Source organism: Mesorhizobium sp. B2-5-4 (genome assembly GCF_006441095.1).
In the GTDB taxonomy this organism is placed as follows: Bacteria; Pseudomonadota; Alphaproteobacteria; order Rhizobiales; family Rhizobiaceae; genus Mesorhizobium; species Mesorhizobium salmacidum.
The window spans coordinates 15420-33518 of the sequence record NZ_VFUR01000007.1 but is presented as its reverse complement, the minus strand read 5'-3'; the positions used below and the strand labels follow the sequence as shown (position 1 = coordinate 33518).

Annotated in this window: 17 protein-coding genes and 3 pseudogenes; 10 read left to right on the top strand and 10 right to left on the bottom strand. The window is 60.6% G+C overall.

Annotated elements, in window-relative coordinates:
- Window positions 1–33 precede the first annotated feature (33 nt).
- From FJ492_RS10600 to FJ492_RS28695, 6 genes are all read right to left on the bottom strand, one after another.
- Entirely contained in the window at window positions 34–714 is a 681-nt protein-coding gene (locus FJ492_RS10600; RefSeq protein ID WP_140714486.1) for an amino acid ABC transporter permease, read from the bottom strand.
- On the bottom strand, window positions 711–1388 hold the full coding sequence (locus tag FJ492_RS10595) for an amino acid ABC transporter permease (RefSeq protein WP_140747074.1): 678 nt from the start codon (window positions 1386–1388) through the stop codon (window positions 711–713). The genes FJ492_RS10600 and FJ492_RS10595 overlap by 4 nt, the downstream gene beginning before the upstream one ends.
- Window positions 1385–2155, bottom strand: a complete 771-nt coding sequence (locus tag FJ492_RS10590; RefSeq protein ID WP_140747214.1) for an amino acid ABC transporter ATP-binding protein — start codon at window positions 2153–2155, stop codon at window positions 1385–1387. The genes FJ492_RS10595 and FJ492_RS10590 overlap by 4 nt, the downstream gene beginning before the upstream one ends.
- Before the next feature lie 186 nt (window positions 2156–2341).
- A complete protein-coding gene (locus FJ492_RS10585; RefSeq protein WP_140714661.1) occupies window positions 2342–3298 on the bottom strand; it encodes an ABC transporter substrate-binding protein in 957 nt (318 codons plus the stop codon).
- A 109-nt stretch (window positions 3299–3407) separates the two neighbouring features.
- On the bottom strand, window positions 3408–4070 hold the full coding sequence (locus FJ492_RS10580) for an XRE family transcriptional regulator (RefSeq protein WP_140769864.1): 663 nt from the start codon (window positions 4068–4070) through the stop codon (window positions 3408–3410).
- Between the two features lie 305 nt (window positions 4071–4375).
- Window positions 4376–4531 (bottom strand): hypothetical protein, encoded by a 156-nt coding sequence (locus FJ492_RS28695; protein ID WP_181165895.1) that lies wholly within the window; start codon window positions 4529–4531, stop codon window positions 4376–4378.
- A 182-nt stretch (window positions 4532–4713) separates the two neighbouring features.
- Between FJ492_RS28695 and FJ492_RS10575 the strand changes: the two are divergent.
- Window positions 4714–4833 (top strand): annotated as a pseudogene (locus FJ492_RS10575) (short-chain dehydrogenase/reductase); the annotation flags it as partial.
- 417 nt (window positions 4834–5250) lie between these two features.
- On the opposite strand, the gene FJ492_RS10570 reads toward FJ492_RS10575, so the two are convergent.
- The 3 genes and pseudogenes from FJ492_RS10570 to FJ492_RS10560 all read right to left on the bottom strand — a co-directional run bounded on the left by FJ492_RS10570 (window position 5251) and on the right by FJ492_RS10560 (window position 8732).
- Entirely contained in the window at window positions 5251–5862 is a 612-nt protein-coding gene (locus FJ492_RS10570; RefSeq protein ID WP_140714480.1) for a hypothetical protein, read from the bottom strand.
- 542 nt (window positions 5863–6404) lie between these two features.
- A pseudogene (locus tag FJ492_RS10565) lies at window positions 6405–7414 on the bottom strand (IS110 family transposase).
- A gap of 106 nt (window positions 7415–7520) precedes the next feature.
- The gene (locus FJ492_RS10560) at window positions 7521–8732 is read right to left on the bottom strand and encodes a LuxR C-terminal-related transcriptional regulator (RefSeq protein ID WP_181166631.1); all 1212 of its coding nucleotides are present in this window, start codon (window positions 8730–8732) and stop codon (window positions 7521–7523) included.
- 157 nt (window positions 8733–8889) lie between these two features.
- Between FJ492_RS10560 and FJ492_RS10555 the strand changes: the two genes are divergently transcribed.
- The 9 genes and pseudogenes from FJ492_RS10555 to FJ492_RS10515 all read left to right on the top strand — a co-directional run bounded on the left by FJ492_RS10555 (window position 8890) and on the right by FJ492_RS10515 (window position 17112).
- Entirely contained in the window at window positions 8890–9339 is a 450-nt protein-coding gene (locus FJ492_RS10555) for a cupin domain-containing protein (RefSeq protein WP_140714476.1), read from the top strand.
- A 444-nt stretch (window positions 9340–9783) separates the two neighbouring features.
- Window positions 9784–10386: a methyltransferase domain-containing protein gene (locus tag FJ492_RS10545; RefSeq protein ID WP_140769860.1), complete on the top strand. Its 603-nt coding sequence runs from the start codon at window positions 9784–9786 to the stop codon at window positions 10384–10386.
- Between the two features lie 364 nt (window positions 10387–10750).
- Window positions 10751–11578, top strand: coding sequence for an SDR family oxidoreductase (locus FJ492_RS10540; protein ID WP_246676010.1), 828 nt, complete (start codon window positions 10751–10753; stop codon window positions 11576–11578).
- A complete protein-coding gene (locus FJ492_RS10535) occupies window positions 11575–12369 on the top strand; it encodes a FadR/GntR family transcriptional regulator (protein WP_181166629.1) in 795 nt (264 codons plus the stop codon). Before FJ492_RS10540 ends, FJ492_RS10535 begins: the two co-directional genes overlap by 4 nt.
- Before the next feature lie 79 nt (window positions 12370–12448).
- Window positions 12449–12586 (top strand): twin-arginine translocation signal domain-containing protein, encoded by a 138-nt coding sequence (locus FJ492_RS29125; protein ID WP_246675967.1) that lies wholly within the window; start codon window positions 12449–12451, stop codon window positions 12584–12586.
- Between the two features lie 12 nt (window positions 12587–12598).
- Window positions 12599–13453, top strand: a pseudogene (locus tag FJ492_RS10530) (substrate-binding domain-containing protein); the annotation flags it as partial.
- Window positions 13454–13582: 129 nt separating this feature from the next.
- Window positions 13583–15091: a sugar ABC transporter ATP-binding protein gene (locus FJ492_RS10525; protein WP_140769852.1), complete on the top strand. Its 1509-nt coding sequence runs from the start codon at window positions 13583–13585 to the stop codon at window positions 15089–15091.
- Window positions 15084–16082 carry an ABC transporter permease gene (locus FJ492_RS10520; protein WP_140714466.1) on the top strand — a complete coding sequence of 333 codons (999 nt, stop codon included), beginning with the start codon at window positions 15084–15086 and terminating at the stop codon, window positions 16080–16082. The genes FJ492_RS10525 and FJ492_RS10520 overlap by 8 nt, the downstream gene beginning before the upstream one ends.
- Before the next feature lie 25 nt (window positions 16083–16107).
- The gene (locus FJ492_RS10515; RefSeq protein ID WP_181166628.1) at window positions 16108–17112 is read left to right on the top strand and encodes an ABC transporter permease; all 1005 of its coding nucleotides are present in this window, start codon (window positions 16108–16110) and stop codon (window positions 17110–17112) included.
- 9 nt (window positions 17113–17121) lie between these two features.
- On the opposite strand, the gene FJ492_RS10510 is transcribed toward FJ492_RS10515, so the two are convergent.
- Window positions 17122–18084: an aldo/keto reductase gene (locus FJ492_RS10510; protein ID WP_140769848.1), complete on the bottom strand. Its 963-nt coding sequence runs from the start codon at window positions 18082–18084 to the stop codon at window positions 17122–17124.
- Between the last annotated feature and the right edge of the window lie 15 nt (window positions 18085–18099).

Genomic DNA, 18099 nt, shown 5'->3' with positions numbered 1-18099 from the left:
GCGTTCGGCCCGTCCAAACAGGGATATCGACCGTCATCGGCGCCTTCCGGATAGGCGACCCTTCCCCGCCATGCGCTCTAGGTGGCGAACCGCCATCGAAAGGGGATAGGTCATGATGAGATACATTGCGCCGACGATGAGGTAGAGCTGCATTGGCATATAGTATTCGCTGGTGAGATCATGCGCCCGCAACATCAACTCGGGTGCTGAGATGAGAGAAGCGACAGACGTGTCTTTCATCAGCGATATGGCGGAATTGCCCATCGGCGGCAGAATGATCCGCAGGGACTGCGGCAAGATGATGTAGCGCATCGTCTCCGCGCGGGTCATTCCGATCGCCTGCGCGGCTTCATGCTGTCCGCGATGAATGGCCTCGATACCCGCGCGATAGGTCTCCGCCATGTAGGCCGCATAGTGTAGGCCTAGGGCTATCACGGCGGCTTCAAACGCGGGAAGGACAATGCCGACCAGTGCAAGGCTGAAATACACCAGGAAGAGCTGCGTGAGGGTCGGCGTGCCACGGATGAACTCGATATAGACCAGGGCAGGCAGCGAGATGACGCGGCGCTGCGACAGCCTCGCCAAGGCAAGGAGCAGGCCAGCGACGGCGCCGATAATGTAGGCCACCGAGGTCATCTTGAGCGTGTAGCCTGCTGCCGCCAGGAGCTGGGGCGTCCAGTCGGCAGCAATAGCCTGAAGCTCGGCGAGACTCATTGCGCGCTTCCCTGGCGCATCCTGCGCTCAAGCATTCGGGTAACGAAGGACAGCGGCAAACTCATGCACAGATAGATCGTCGCTACCAACAGGTACACCTCCGTCGCGAAGAAGGTTTCGGACACTAGCTTGCCGGCGTTGAACATCATCTCCGGCGCCGCTACCGCAGACGCAAGTGACGTGTCCTTGAGCAGACCTATGGCAAAATTGGCGAGCGGCGGCAGAACCACGCGGATGGCTTGCGGCAGGATTATGTAGCGGAACGCCGTCATTCGCGTCATGCCGATTGAGAGAGCGGCCTCGCTCTGGCCAGCGTGAACCGACTCGATGCCGGCGCGGAATACTTCCGAAAGATAGGCGCCGCCATTGATGCTGAAACCGACGATTGCAGCGGAGATCGGGTCAAGCCTAATGCCGACCCTCGCCAATCCGAAGAAGATGATGAACAGCAATGTCAGCAATGGCAGGCCGCGGAATATCTCGACGTAGAGATGGGCAACGGCACGCAGCAGCTTCATCTGCGAGGTCGAGAACGCACCGAACAAAACACCCAGGGCGATCGATCCGACAAACCCGCCGACCGTGACAATGACGGTCATTACCGCCCCGGTCAGCAAAGCACCGAGGAAATGAGGAAGATGCGCGATGGCCGCGGCCCAGTCCGTCTCCGTCATTGGTAAGCCTGTCGGCCAAGGACGGCACGCAGGAAAGTCTGCGTTCGCTGCTGAGCCGGCGAGCGGAACAACTGCTCGGGCTTGCCTTGCTCAACTACCACTCCATGATCCATGAAGATCACGCGGTCCGAAATCTCTTCCGCGAACTTCATCTCGTGGGTGACGATGATCATCGTCATGCCCTCCCCGGCGAGTTGCCGCATGACGGCAAGGACCTCGCCGATTAACTCGGGATCAAGCGCCGACGTCGCTTCATCGAACAGCATGACTTTCGGGCGCATCGCCAATGCGCGCGCAATCGCGACGCGCTGCTGCTGGCCGCCCGACAGCATTTCGGGATAGGCGTCTCGCTTGGCCGTCAGTCCGACCTTATCCAACAGCGTCATCGCCCCGGCTTCGGCCTCGGTCGCCGGCATCTTGAGCACCTTGCGCGGCCCGATCGTAATGTTCTGCAGCGCGGTCAGGTGTGGGAACAGGTTGAAACGTTGAAAGACCATGCCCGTGCCAACCCGAAGGCGTGCAAGCTCGCGGTCGTCCATTGCGACGTGGCGGCCACCCACAAGCTTTTCACCGATGAGGTTGCCGTCAATGTAAACGTGGCCTCCGCTTGGCTTCTCGATCCAGTTGATGCAGCGGAGCAGGGTCGTCTTGCCGGAGCCGCTTGGGCCGATAATGGAGATCTTCTCGCCGCGCATGACGTCGAGATTGATATCCTTCAGAACCTCAAGGGCGCCATAGCACTTGCGGAGTCCTTCGATCCTGACGATAGCCTGATCCCAAGCAGTTCCTCCCGTTGCGCCTTCGATTGCCGCGGTTACCTGAACTGCGTCATGCATGGGCGTAATTTCCTCTCGTCCGGCATGTCATCGACCGCAGCGAAGGCATTGACGGACAGCCCCGATGCGCAACGGCCAGCGGACCCATCGGCCCACCAGCCGCGAGCGCGCGCAAATTCATCCGAACAGCGACGAGAAATCCTTCGGCGTGTGCGCGGCCGCTCCGAGAATCTTGCCGCTTTCATCCCGGTCGACGCCAATACGCGGATTTGCCTGCGGCGCCACAAGGTAATCGGGACTCGTCATGCCGTTCTTCGTCAGGATCGTGCCGTTGGTCTTGGAAGACCACAGCCACTTCACGCCGGCATTGAATGCATCGAAGAGATCAGGGTTGTCGAGACTCATGCCCATCACAGCAATACCCTTGTCCGTTAGGAGCGGATAGCCTTCCGTCGAGCGGAGCGGCACTTGCTTCAGCTTCAGGTCGCCATTCTTTAGCACCATGTAGTCGACTTCCGGACCGTCGAGGAAGGCAAAGTCGAGGCGCCCAGCCTGCACGTCGCGGATCGCCGCGTCGTCCGTATCGTAGAGCTTCACTTCTTTGGTGTCGGGGATCTTCTTGAGATCGGGGACGAAATTGTACCCGACACTGGTGCCCAGGCTGTAGCCCTTGAAGTCCGCGATACCGATCGAGTCCTTGAAGGGCATATCCGCGCGCATCGTGGCGAGGTTGCCGGCGTAGTAGATGGCATCTGTCAACAGCATGGCGTCCGCCCGCTTCGGCGTCCATGACATGTTGCCGACCATGATGTCGGCACGGCCGGACTTGATCGCCTCGATCGTCGCGGACCACTGCATGATCGCCGGCTTTACGGCGAGGCCAAGCTTGTTGGCGATTGCGGCGATCATCTCGGCGTCGCTGCCCATCAACTTGCCGCCTTCATAGCCGGTCATCGGCATCGCGCCGCTCATGGCGATGGTGATGAAGCCGTCTTCAGCCGTCTTGAACTTGGGCGCCGCCGCCAAAGCACTTCGGCTGAGCAGCGGCGCGGCCATCAAGCCGGCGCCGATGACAGTTGTGTGTCGGAGAAAATCACGGCGAGAAACTTGAGTACCGGTCCCATTCGCGGGCATTTTAGCCTCCTTTGTTCACCATAATGCTGACAGGTTCATTTTGTTGCATAGAGTGAACGTCGATGCAACGCCTCCGTATCACTGCATTGATGGGGTCCGCAGCAAAGCCTTAGAGATGCGCATCCAGGATGCTCATGATCCACATCACCTGCGCGGGCTCTTCATAAGGATTGTCGATCTTGTGGGAAATATCGGCGGGAAACTGAAAACTGTCGCCCTCCTCCAGATCGCCTGAGCGGTCGCCAACCTGTAGGCGTGCGCGCCCGGACAGCATGTAACCACCTTTCTGCCCCGGACTTTGCAGCACATCCTCGCTTTCGCTGCCTGGGGGCAGCGTCACAATCATGAAGCGCAGGTTCTGGTCGTTCCGTGGCGAAAGCAGCTCTTTGACAAGCTTCGTCTTGCCGACAACCAACGTTTGGCGCTGAGATTTGCGGCATATGAAGTCAGGAATCTCCCGTTCGGCGCCACTTACGGTCACAGCCCTGCCCGGTGGTTCGAGAAACTCCCACAGATTCATCCCGAGGGCTGCCCGCAGCAGCTGTAGCGTACGGATCGAAGGGTTTGATCGTCCACGCTCGATCTGACTGATGATGCCGGATGACAGCCCGGCGCGCTGAGCGAGCTCGGCAATCGTCAGATCGCGCGCCGTCCTGAGGCTGCGCACCCGTTCGCCAAGAGAGACGGCGCTGGTAGAAACAGCTTCGGCAATGGATTCAGATCGGGGCGTCATGGCCGCGATCTGCTCCGCATCCGTCTTCGTGGCCTTCATTGTACCGAACCTTCTTATGCAATCCCGAGTTCGCCGGACGCAGGTGCGCCGCTCCCCAGGCTATCCGACGGCGCAGGCCAGGATAGTGACGTCATTCACTTTAGTGAATATCGTAAGCAGCCCGGAACGGCAAGCGACGCCGATTCTCGATAACGGAGTGCAAGTTGCATACTCGCCATGATAAGCTGATCTCGTCCCCGAGCTGACGCGGCACGACCTGCACAGCCATCCGGAATTGGGCCGGTGTGCGAATTCCGAACCACACAGCGCGTCGCAGAAGCACTGCAGCCGCCGGCCTCGAGCGATCACCGGGATCGGCGATACCGGGCGTCTTCATCGATGCTGTCGCGCAGCGGGCTCGGCTCACCGGTCACACAGTACACCTCGCATTTTTGCTTGAGATGGCTGCCCATCGCACACTCGTCGGTCAGCATCGACTTGCTGTTGACGAGCGTGGTCACGCCGCGAAGATTTTGCCACTTGCCCTGCGTCTGCGTTCGGCAGAACCGGCGTTGCCTCTGTTCGGTTCCGAAATGTCCGCTTCCCGATGAAACAGAAGGTTAGGTTAACGTCCGATATTAGGCGCAAAGCGGCATTCCGTAGACGGCAAATGCGATTGCACTAGTGGCCGGACCCGCTCACTCTTCAGGGCATTTCGAAAGTCATGCGCGCGGAGATGGCGCCGTTCGGCGTCTACGTGACTGCGCCCTGCCCCGGTTCCTTCCGGACGGACTGGGCCGGATGCTCAATGGTCAGGACCGATGACCTGGCTGACAAGGTTGCAACCGCCATTGCATTAGTGGATGGCATCCAATCCCTCTCGTACGCTATGCACGGCAAGGTCACGACCCACTATGCAGAGGAATCAGCTCGAGCGGCGGTGTCGTACTTGCGCTCATTCCTACCTGACGTGGTCCCAGCGCAAGGAACGGACGAGGCAACATAGAGATTTGCGGCCATCTGATGGCGGATTGGATTGTCCAGTCGCCTCGTGACTGAATGCCAGCATCCCAAGGAATTGCGATCCGATAGACATTCTTGGAAGACCGGTATGGGGCCGTTTCCAGTTCGTCGGGTTTTGGACAAGCTTGGCGACAAGTTGACACTCTCCAACGGATCTCAACAGATCTTGGAACAGCTGCGGTCGGCTTTGCCGGCCGGGCGAGCGCATTGTTGCGCACTAACGCTTGCGCAAGAAAACCGGTACGACGTGGTGAAAAGCGATTCCCTCATCGCGGTGTTCACCCCCGGTAATCGCTGCAAACCATGCTGCCGCAGCGCCAAGCGCGGAGCCTGCAGCAGCCGCGAAGCTAAAAATGGCAGTTATGTGCGCTGAAAGGCGCACCGTGCTTTCGTTGAGTTGCGCGTCGGGGCGATTGACCACGGCGGCCGCGCCGTGGCCACCAATCATCGCCAAGAAAAACGCTGCTCCAAGTGTCGCTAGGGCCCAGACTGCGATGCCGTGTATGCCATCGCGGAATTCGCTTTCACTTTGATTGCTATCTTCCCAGCGCGTTCGCATTCGTCCAGCTACATAACCGCCGGCTGCGGAACTTGCTATAGCAACGATAACTACCCACAGCCCGGCCACGAGCACATTCCAGGAGGCGCCACCGTTGGGAAGAGTCGGAGAACCCAGCGCCAAACCAGCGCTCGATCCGAATTGCAGGAGAACCACCGAAATGGCGCAAGCGATGACACCCCCGCCAAATATGCCTCCCCACTCAAGATAGGACGATGTAGCCGCTTTTGGGGTCACTGCAGCGCTTTCCGTTGAGGCTATTTTGGCCATGATCTTACCGAAGTCCAAAAAGTGATAGGATGAACAAAACGACCACGACGAGGCCAATAAGATAGATTATTCCGTTCACGGCATCCTCTCCTGATTGCGGACCGAAATACAACGTGTCCGTGATGTTTTGGTTGCAAAAGAGCCCGGCCCGGAAATCTGGACATTGACGATAAGTGGAAATTCCGCCTCAGATCGGCATTCCCAATGATGTACGCGTTCAAGCAGCGGCAAAGCTGATTCAATGCATCCCTTGCCCTGCTTCGACCGGAATGGGGCCGTGTATGGACGGCTCTCCGTTGGCAAGGGATTCTTTAAGCTTTGCCTTTGCTGGTTGGTGCGGCCATGTATCCGACCTGTAGGTGCGGCCTATCATGTGCCGCTGGCCATAATGCCATTCGCGCGTCTCAGGTCCCGATCGTAAGCTCGCACTCGAGGTGCACGGCCCCAGTGGGTTTTCCTGATCCGGCGGTATCAACCGGCTTTGTGCATTAGCTCCTGTCGCCCTTTCCAACCTCGTCAGCGATCGCTCGCCTGATCTTGTTCTATGCGATGACCGGCTCCCTGTAGCGCTCGCCGTTCGTCATCAGTGCCCAGACCATCCGGGCGGTCTTGTTGGCCAACGCAACCGCCGCAACCTTGGCTGTTCGCCGCGCCATCAACTGCACGAGCCATGGCCTCCTGGTACCGTTGCGCTCGGCATAGCGGATGACCGCCATCGCACCCACCACGAGCAACTGCCGCAAGTAGCGATTGCCGGCCTTGGAGATACTGCCGAGCCTCTCCTTTCCCCCGCTCGAGTTCTGCTTCGGCACGAGTCCGATCCATGCCGATAGACAGCGCCCCGACTTGAACGGATGCGCATCCGCGACCGTAGCCACGAATGCACTTGCCAGCAGCGGGCCGACGCCTGGGATTTCCATCAACCTGCGACCAAGCTCGGTCTCACGCGCATTCGCCCGAACCCTACGATCGTTTTCTTCACGACCCTGAGCTGCGCCTCGAGCATGCGAAGGCATAGCCGCGCGTCAGCTGGTATCCTGGCCTCGTTCTCGTCGTTGACGACCACGAGCAGTTGCTCAATCCCATTCCGCCCGATCGGCGCTACGATCCCGAACTCGGATAGGTGTGCCCGCAACGCGTTCGATATCTGCGTGCGCTGGCGGTTGAGCATCAACCGGACCCGGTGCAGCATCATCACACTTTGTTGCTCGGGTGATTTCACAGGCACGAAGCGCATGGTCGGCCGAGTGACCGCCTCGCAGATCGCCTCTGCATCTGCGGCATCATTCTTCTGTCGCTTCAGATAAGGCTTCACATACTGTGCCGGCAGCAGCCGGACATCATGGCCACGTGCAGTCAGTTCTCTCGCCCAATAATGCGACGAGCTGCAGGCTTCGATACCGACCAGGCAACGTGGCAGGCTCTCGAAGAATGCCAGCACGCGCCCACGCGTCAGCTTCCTGCGAACGACAACCTCACTCGTCGCATCCACCCCGTGGACTTGAAACACTGACTTCGCAATATCCAGACCAATCGTCGTAACGTTGCTCATCATAGATCTCCTCCAGTTCTGGCCCCACGATCATACCGCAGGGCGGGAGGAGAGCCGTCCACCGCATCACAAGCGGACCGGCAGGTCTGCAGAGGGATAGTGAGGATCAGCCCCCCGGATCCGCGGGCGTGCTATGTCGTCGAGTTGCAGAAGGCTCTTGCGACCAGCTTGGGCGAGCCTTGCTGCGCTCCAGCGATTGTCGCTCGTAAAACCCACTGGCCGCGATGAGGCGCACCAGTTCCGCCTGTCGCCGTGTCTCCGTCTTTTCGAAGACGTGCTGCAGGTGGGTGCGCGCCGTGGTCAGGCTGATGCCAACTTCGTCTGCGACCGCCTGCAGCCCTTCGCCACGGGTGATCGCGGTGGCCACGGCCGCCTCGGCCGGGGTCAGCCTGTAGAGATCGCGCAACTGGGCCTGCATGGTCCGCGGTGCTTTGTCCGGATCGGCCACGAACACGATCGCGGCTGGGCGGCCGGGCATGAACCATGTCGACTCGATTTTGAGCGGCGCCACCAGCACGCTCAGCGGCCGACGCGGCGCCGGGCGCGTAAGCGCCATGACACCGCCCGCGTTCTCCGACCGCTCTGCGGCCGTGGCAATCAACCGGCGAAATTGCGCGGCATTCGCTTGCTTATTTGCGCGCAGCGCCGATTTCTCGATCCTGATTCCGTCGGCTTCGGTGAGCAGCACTTCGGCCGCCCGGTTGGCGAACAGGATTTCGCTATTCGCCGCCACGATCAGCACGCCCTGGGCGACGCGGTCGAGCGCCTCGACATTGGCACTCCTGGCGATCTCCGAACGCGAGAGGCGCAATCCCACGCTCGCCGCTCGAACCAGATGCGGCCCGACGCGGCGCAGCCGGTCGAGATGTTCGGGCTCGAACTCGCCGGCTGTCCTGGAGCGCCCGCAGGTGAAAACGACGCGCATGTCCGGTTCGTTGGCCAGCACGACCCCGATCGGGTGGCACATGTCGCCGGGCCGGCAGAAGTCGTTATAGAACTCGGAGCGCTGGTAGACTTCGCGCGGCAGGAGGTCCCACACCGGAATCAACGCGCCGGCGCGCAGCCTGGCGATGCGCGGCAGGAACACATTGGTCTTGTAGTAATACTGCGCGTAGGTGAGGTCCGCCTCCGGCGGCATGCGCACCGAATTCGCTTCGCTGCGCAACGTCCTTGCGTTCTGGAATGTCAGCTTGGTGGCGGCGCCTTCGAGGAAATCCGACAGCGTCTCGAGAACCTGCGGCCAGCGGCCGGGTTCGACCGCCGCATCGTAGATCTGTCCGACCATGCCGTCGAAGTCGTGCATGCGTGCCGGTTTCACCGCTCCCTCACCTGAAGGGATCTGCAGTCTGCCGGAAGCCGGCTTTGCTGACAACCATTCTCCCCGCATCTCATATGTTCATACGAGGCGACCGCCCGAGGTCAGCGTGTAGCTATCGTGACGCCATCAAGCTTCACTCCAACCACATGTGGCGAAGATGCAAACGCGGGCAGCACCTGGTACTCAGACCGATTGGAACGGTACGCACTACGAAACGCTCCTGACGGCGCGCGAGACCGGCGGCAAGCTCGGGGCATTTGCATCCAATGCTGGTCCGGGCGACGGACCGCCACGCCACCGCCATTTCGAGGCCGACGAAATCTTCGTCATTCTCCATGGACGGCTGCGCTTCTGGCGCGCCGGGGAAACTTCCGAACGCAGCGCCGGAGAAATATTCCACATTCCCGCTGGCGTTGAGCACGCGTTCGTCGTCGTCGAGCCTGCGCAATGGATCGCCCTCCTGTCCCCGGGAGGTCTCGAAGGCTTTTTCCCGGCGGTTGCCGGGCAGGGACTGGAGATTCCGCGAGATCTGGCCGCAATCAAGGCGATCGCGGCCCAGTTCGACATGGAGATTACCGGGCCACCCTTCACGATCGCTGGGCCATAGCCGTACTGGGCGTGTCGCCGCATTTGGCTTCATCGGATCGAATGGTATGATGGTCGGACCGACCGAGTTCGGGAATGTCGATGGTCGGCTGAGATGATCCACGAAGCTGCCACCAAAAAGGGGGCGATGATCATGGAAGCAGCGCCGCGTTCACAGGTTGCTGACCACTACGCACGAGGCACCCTGATCGCAGACATCCGTGATGGTTTTGCCTGGGGAAAACCGAAAGCACGGTCACGGCCGAGGACCTTTCGCCGGTGGACGAGTTTCATATTGGCGGCCGCGCCGCCACGGGAGAGTTGGCAGGGCAACTTGCGCTTACCGCAGAGGATCGAGTGCTCGACATCGGCTGCGGCCTCAGCGGACCGGCCAGACAAATTGCTGCGCAATACGGCTGCCAGGTGACTGGCATAGATCTTACTCGCGACTACATTGACGCCGGCAATGTCCTTTCCAGTTGGCTCCATCTCGAGGAGCTCGTCTCGTTGCAGCAAGGCGATGCGTTTGGGGCTGCCCTTCCCAGATGGATCGTTCACCGCCGCTTACATGTTGCACGTTGGAATGAACATTGCCGACAAGGGCGCACTGTTTTCGGAGGTTGCGCGGGTGCTTCGCGCGGGTGCGCGTTTTGGTGTCTTCGACGTCATGCGCGCCGGGGCGGGCGAGCTGGCTTATCCGCTGCCATGGGCGAGTACGGCAGACACGAACGCGATCGCCGCGCCAGAGCAGTACCGTGACACGCTTTCCGCGGCGGGGTTCGAGATTTTGTCAGAGCGCCAGCGGCGCGATGTTGCGCTTGACCATTTCGCGCGGCAGCGCGCCCAGGCGACTACAGGGCGAGCAGTACTGGGCGTCCAGACACTCATGGGAGCGCGGCGCCCCGAGATCGTCAAAAACATGAGCGAAAGTATTTCAGGCCGACCTGATCGCGCCGGTCGAGATTGTTGCCCGAAGGGGGTGATGGCTGAGCTCGATCGTTGGCTCTGGCTGCTTCGGGTCAGAACTCCAACGAACGAGCCCTGCCCGGGCACTGTCCACTTATGGTGAGTAGCAGAGTTGACCTCAACGGGCGGAAATTGGGCGCGAAGCAGACGTTCAAGACGTCAGTAGGAGGTCACTTCGGTCAACTGCGCCATGCGCTTGACGAACTCGGACGGCCTTAACGGCGACCGGCGGCAGTCAAGCTGCGCCGAGCCGGGGCCCGCGAGTAATGCTGGACGCAGCTTTCAACGAGCCATAATTGTCGGCAGTCCCGGGACGCCCGCGGCCGCCCCAACTTTCTTCCATTCAATCGGACTCCAAGCGACGGGTCCAAGCGGCCTTCCAAATCCGAGTAAGGGATGCGAAACGACAAAGTGGACAGACCACTTCAATTTCGCTATCCCTTTCTGCGCAATCGCTGGAGGACAGCATGGAAGGCTTGGCAGGTAAGGTTGCGTTGATCACCGGCGCCGGCAGAGGTATCGGCAGATTGGCTGCGCTGCGGCTTGCCCGAGGCGGCGCAAGGGTTGCGTTGGTCTCGCGAAGCATGGACCAGCTCAACAATACACTGGAGCACATTGAAGCTAGGGGCGGATCCGGCATTGTCATCGCTGGCGATGTGGCATCCGCCGAGTCCGTCGCCTCGATCAAAAGTGAGGTCGAAGCCCGCCTTGGCCCGCCTTCGATCCTTGTCAACGCGGCCGGCATCTTTGGCCCCATCCAACTGGTCTGGAAAACCGATCCGGCGGCCTGGATCAACACGGTAATGATCAATACGATCGGCCCTTATCTGACAAGCCGCGCCTTCGTCGAAGACATGGTCCGCAAGCGCTGGGGGCGCATCGTCAACATCACCTCCGCCGCTGCCCTGCATGAGCCGGGGCCGATCAACAGCGCCTATGGCACGAGCAAGGCCGCGCTCAATCAGTTCACGCGCCATCTCGCCGCAGAGCTCGAAGGCACCGGCGTAACGGCGAATGTGATCCATCCGGGCGACGTGAAGACGGAGATGTGGGCCGATATCCGCGATGGCGTGTCGGATCTCGGACCTGTCGCCGAACGCTATCGCGAGTGGGCGGCCTGGGTCGAGCGGACGGGTGGCGATGATCCCGAAAAGGCGAGCGAGCTCATCGAAAGGCTGATGGGCGAAAACGCCGCCCACATAAACGGGCGATTTCTCTGGATCAAAAACGGGCTACAACTGCCCATACCGAGCTGGGGCGAATTCAAACCCGCGGAGGCATGGGAAAGCTCATGACACAACGTTCCGACAGGCCGTCGAAGCGGACAGGCACGAAGCTGCACCCCATAGCTGAGACGCTGCAGGCCGCCAACACCGGCGTTGCCCAGGCGGTCGTCAACCGAATCCTCGACCTAGTGCGAACTGGCATGTTGCGATCCGGAGACCGGCTGCCTTCCGAGCGCGAGCTGATCGAGATCCTCAATATCAGCCGGCCGAGTCTGCGCGAGGCGATACGAGCCCTGTCGACGCTAGGCGTGGTGGACAGCCGCCACGGCGGCGGCGCTTACATCACCAGCCTCGATGCGCGAACCCTGCTTGCGCCGCTCGACTTCTTCCTGTCACTCACACCCTCCAACCTTGCGGATGTATTCGAGAGCCGCCGCATCATCGAAATCGAGATCGCGCGCAAGGCGGCAGTCAATGCTGGCGATGCCGATGTCGAGGCGCTCAACGGCATGCTGGTGGCGCATGAGAACGTGTTGGCTGACCCCGTGGGTTTCAGAATTCTCGACGCGCAGTTTCATGGCAGGCTTTGGCAAATGTCCGGCAACACGGTTCTCGATCGCATAGCCTACGGGCTCTACAACATGGGGCTCGATGTGCGCCGCCGCGCCACCGAGGACATTGCCCTCATCCGTCGGAGTCTTGGCGAACATAAAAGGATCGTTCGCGCCATTGCCGATCACGACGCCGTAGGCGCGGCGGAGGCCATGTCGGCGCATCTCGACCATATCGAGGAAAGCACCCGCGCGATGATCGAGTCCGACGTCGCCGCACTCTCACGCATATCGGCGCTGCGACGCTGACTCGAACACGCGACACTTGCGTTCGAAGGTGGGTCGGGCTAAAGTGGCCTGTCCACTTTGGAATGGGAGGAAACTTTCCATGCGCGACATTTCCCGCCGCACGTTCATGAAGAGCGCGACGGCTTTAGGCGTGATAACGGCCCTAGCACCTGCCGCCGCCCGGGCAGCCGGCGAACCGGCCAAGATAGGCATCGTAGGCAAGGTCAAAATCCCGTGATTCGACAACGTCGAGAAAGGCGTTCTCAAGGCCGGAAAGGATCTTGGCGTCGACGCGTCGATCATCAATCCGACGACTGACGATCCCGCCGAGCAGGTGCGGGCCATCGAGGACCTGATCGCCAAGAAGGTCGACGTGATCGGCGTCGTGCCGAATGACGGCAAGGCGCTCGAGCCCGTCCTGAAGCGGGCGCAGAGCGCCGGCATCAAGGTCATCATGAATGAATCGCCCGGCCAGAAGAATGCCGACTGGGACATCGAGCTTATCCAGGACAAGGCCTTTGGCGAGGCCCATCTCGAAGCCTTCGCCGAGGCGATCGGCGGCGAGGGCAAGTATGTCGTCTTCGTCGGCGGCCTGACTGTGGTGCAGCACAATCTGTGGGCTGATTTTGCGCTTGAACTTCAGAAGCAGAAATATCCTAAGATGCAACAGGTCGGCGACCGCTTTGGTGTCTCGAATAGCGTCGACGACAGTTACAAGACCGCCATGGACCAGATGCAGGCAAATCCCGACCTGAAGGGGTTCCTCATCTTCGGCGCGAACGGGCCGATCGGTGCGGGCAATGCCGTCAGCGACCGCGACCAGATAGGCAAGGTCATCGTTGTCGGGCCATTCATCCCGAGCCAGGGCCAGAAGCTGATGAAGTCCGGCGCCATCACCCGTGGTTTCCTTTGGAACCCGGTTGATTCAGGGTATGCGATGGTCGCGCTCGGCAAGACGGTCGCGGCCGGCACGGAGATCAAGAACGGCGTCGACATCCCGGGCATGGGGCCCTGTGAGGTGGACGCCTCGAGCCATGTCATCCGGGCCAACAAGCAGATCGATCTTAACCCGAAGACCATCGATGAATGGGCCAAGGTGATCTGACCAGACAGATGTCGGAGCGGACCCACGGTATCCGGTGGGCAGTCGGCAACATCCCATTCCAGTCGGGGATGGGACGTTGTGTTCGCTTGCCTTTCGAGAATCCTGCGGTGGATAAAAGCAGGTCAGCTGATGAATAGCCCTTCCGCCGGCGACGCAAGCCTCCTCACATTGACCACGATCAGCAAGCAATTTGGCGGGACGCGGGCATTGGACGCGATCGATTGGTCGATCGCCGCTGGCGAGGTCCATTGCCTAGTCGGCGAGAACGGCTCCGGCAAGTCCACCTTGATCAAGATACTTTCCGGCGTCCACGCGCCGGATGCGGGCGGCTCCATCACGATCGACGGGACAACGCATGCCCGCCTGACGCCCCAGCAGGCAAGGACGCTTGGTATCCAGGTGATTTTCCAAGACCTGTCGCTATTTCCGAATCTCACGGTCGAGGAAAACATCGGCATCGGGCTGGAATTGTCAGCCCCGCTGAAGCTGCCGCCCCGAGCCGAAATGCGCAAGGTCGCCAAGGCGGCGCTGGAGCGCCTGGATACTCAACTTCCCCTCGATCTGCTGGTCGGCAGGCTGTCGGTCGCGCAGCGGCAGATCGTGGCGATATGCCGGGGAATCGCTTCCAACGCGCGCGTCCTGTTCATGGATGAGCCGACCGCATCGCTGACGCGCCACGAAGTCGACCTGCTGCTGGCCACCGTCCGCAGGCTCAAGGCGCAGGGCATCAGCATCGTTTTTGTCAGCCACCGGCTGGAAGAGGTCACCGAAATCGCCGAGCGTATCACCGTGCTGCGCGATGGGAAGAAGGTCGGCACCTTTCCCGCCCGCGAGATCGACGACAACCGCATCGCCGAGTTGATGACCGGCGAAAGCCTGGAGAACAAGGTTTCGGCGCGCCCCGTCGACGAAAGAAAGCCGGTGCTCGAAGTAAGGGGCGCGACCCGTGTCGGCGAATTTGAGGACGTATCCTTCACTATCCGCGAAGGTGAGATCCTCGGCCTGATCGGCCTTCTGGGTGCCGGCCGGACCGAACTGGCGCTCTCGCTTTTCGGCATGACCAAACTCGATCGCGGCGAGATCCTGGTCGGTGGAAATCCCGTGCGGCTGCGCTCCAACAAGGCGGCCATATCCGCAGGCATTGCTTATGCCTCGGAAGACCGGCTCGCACTGGGGGTGAACCTGCGGCAGTCGATAGCAGACAACATCGCGATCACCGTGCTGAAATCGCTCAGCGACCGGTTCGGCATGGTGCCGTTCCGTCGCCGGGCAGCCTTGGCGAAATCATGGGTCGAGCAATTGAAGATTCGCGCGGCAAGCATCGAGGATGCAAGTCAGACCTTGTCGGGCGGCAACCAGCAGCGCGTCGTGCTTGCCAAATGGCTGGCAACCAATCCGAAAGTACTCATCCTCGACGGCCCGACAATCGGCGTGGACATCCGCAACAAGGCTGGCATCCACGCGCTGATCAGGTCGCTGGCGCGGGAGGGAATGAGCATCCTGCTGATCTCGGACGAGGTGCCGGAAGTTTATTTCAACAGCGACCGCGTTCTTCACATGCGACAGGGCCGCATCGTCGGCGAGTTCCTGCCCGGCTCGGTCGCCGAGGCCCAGCTCTCGGAGGCGGTGCATGCCTAGACTGGTGGCGACCATCTTCGGACAGCCCGAACGCGCCCTTGGCTCAGCCATCATCGTGACGGCCATCATTCTCACCGCGTCGTCTCCACACTTTCTGACGGCGTCGAACCTTGTGAACCTGGTCGAGGCTTATTCGGTGATAGCGATCCTCGCCGCCGGCGTGTTCGTCGTCCTGGTCTGCGGCGGCATCGATATTTCGTTCACGGCCACGGCGGCGGCCGCCCAATATCTGGCCGCGACGCTTGCCACCACCTACGAAATGCCGGTCATTCCAACGCTGGTGATCGCGGCAGCATTTGGTACCGCACTTGGGGCGCTGAACGCGGTGCTCGTGCATTTTCTGCGCGTCGGCTCGATCATCGTCACTATCGCGACGTCGAGCATCTACTACGCGCTCCTGATCTACATCACCGATGCGCATGAGATCTACAATCTGCCCGACTGGTGGGCCGAGCCTGTCGTTGTCTATCGGACAATCCTTGCCTCGGGCGACGTGGTCAAGATCGGCCTGCCCACCCTCGTTATGCTGGCGGTGGTGCTGCTCACGCACTTTCTGATGAAGCACACACGGCTCGGCCGGCAGGTTTATGCCTTTGGCGGCAATCCGGAAGCGGCAAGCCGTATTGGCATCAACGTGCTCGGCGTCCAGCTCTTTGCCTATGGCTATCTTGGGTTTCTCGCCTCAGTCGGCGGCTTCATCCAGGCCTATCGCGTTCACCAGGCGGTTCCGACCGCGATGGCCGGGCAGGAGCTCAATGTGCTTGCCGTAGCCATCCTCGGCGGCGCCAGCCTCGTCGGCGGAAAGGGATCGATGGCCGGTGTCCTGCTAGGTGTGCTCTTCCTGGCCATGCTGCAGAACGGGCTCAATCTTCTCGGTATTTCCTCGTACTTCTTCGGCGTCGTCACCGGGCTGGCGATCCTGGTCTCGATCGTGATGACCGGATACGCTGAAAAGCGTTCCACTCGACGGCAACACATCCAGGCCGGTTGAGAGGAATCCGATGTCGGAGCAAAGGGTGCGACAGCTCAACAGCCAGTTCGACAGCGTGATGGCGCTTTTGCGCCAGCCGATCATCGGCAAGGGTGGCCTGCTTGTGCTCCTCGTGGCACTGATGGCTGTCTTTTCGGTCCTGGAACCGGGCATCTTCCTGCGCGCCGCGACGCTGCAGGCGATGATGTTCCAACTGCCCGAACTCGGCCTTCTCTCGCTGGCGATGGCAATTCCGCTGATATCGGGCGGCATCAATCTGGCAATTATCGCGACCGCCAATCTGGCGGGCCTTCTGATGGCCTGGATCTTAACTTCGCTGATGCCCCCGGACGCCGCTGGCCTTGAGCTAGCGCTATGGATGACAGCTGCCTTGCTGGCAGGGCTGGCGCTTTGTGTGCTGACCGGCCTGATCACAGGCTTCCTCGTCGCGTACGCCGGCGTTCACCCCATCCTGGTCACGCTTGGCACGATGACGCTTCTTCATGGAATCAGCATTTACTGCACGCGCGGACGCACGGTGTCAGGCTTTCCCGAGGCTCTGATCGCGGTGTCCAACGAAACCGTGCTGGACGTACCCACCTCGTTCCTGCTGTTCACGGTCGTGGCGATAATCATTCATGTGCTGCTTACCCGCACGCCGCTTGGCATCCGCATGCACATGATCGGATCCAACCCGGAGGCGACCAGGTATTCGGGTGTCGACACGGGCCGGGTTCTAATCTGGGTCTATGTACTGTCGGCGCTGTTGTGCTGGCTTGCGGCCATTGTCATGATGGCCCGGTTCAATTCAGCCGGCGCCGAGATCGCACAATCCTATTTATTGATAACGGTTCTCGCGGCCATCTTGGGCGGGATCGATCCGTATGGCGGTTTTGGAAAGATCGCTGGCCTGTTCGTCGCGCTGATCATTCTTCAAGTCATCGCCAGCGGCTTCAACATCATCGGACTAAGCCCTCATCTGGCGCTCACAGCTTGGGGGGTGATCTTGCTGTTGGTGGTCGCGGCCAAACGTTTGGCAGTGCGCCTTTGATGACGCAGACTAGCCCGGCTTGTAAATCCGCCGGGCCTCGGGATCATCCACCGAATACCCAATCTTCCCAAGATCCTCCCAAGCCTGTTCAGGGATGGCCGCGGTGGCCCACTCAAGCGTCTGGGCGATCCTTTCGGGTTTTGAAACACCCACAACGGTCGAGGTTATCCGCGGCTCATTTAGTGAGAACTGCAGTGCTGCCGCGCCAGGGGCCACGGAATGCTTTCTGCACAGCCCCTCGATCTGGCGCACAGGTGCGAGCATTGTTTCATCAATCTCTTGATATGTAATCCGAGACACCCGCGAACTGCCCTTTGCCAAGACGCCCCCAGCGTAAGGAGCCGCATTGAACACAGCTATCCCTCTTTCATTGGCTAGCTCGAAGAGAGGACCTGCCGATCGGTTCAAAAGCGTGAAGCGATTGTGATTGAGCAGGACATCAAAGGGCCAGTCTTTGACCATCGGCAACATGATATCGAGACGGCCCATTGCCAGCCCCACGGCGGTCGCGAGCCCTTCCTCTTTTATCCGAAACAATTCATCGAGCGCACCGCCTGGCCGCGTGATCTCGTTGAGATCCACGGAATGCTCAGGGTCATGAAGGTGCAGTATATGAACGCGATCGAGACCGAGAGCCAGAAGACTCTCCTCGAGCGACTGCCTGGCGTGAACGGCGTCGAAGCGGCCTGTACTCATATCCCGGTCTAATTTCGTCGAAAGCACAAATCCTGGAGGTAGACCACCACGCTCCCTGATCACAGTTCCAATCCGCTCCTCGCTACGGCCAAAGCCGTAGTTGCGAGAAGCGTCGATGAAGTTGACCGGGCCGTCGAAAATCGCTCGGATGGTCGCAAGGGCCGTGGCTTCGTCGACGCTATAGCCGTACGTGTCCGGCATCCCGCCGAGAGGAGCTGTTCCGAAACAGATTTCGGTAACTTCCAATCCAGTCCGGCCGATTGGTCTCCGTTTCACCGCCGCCTCCACATT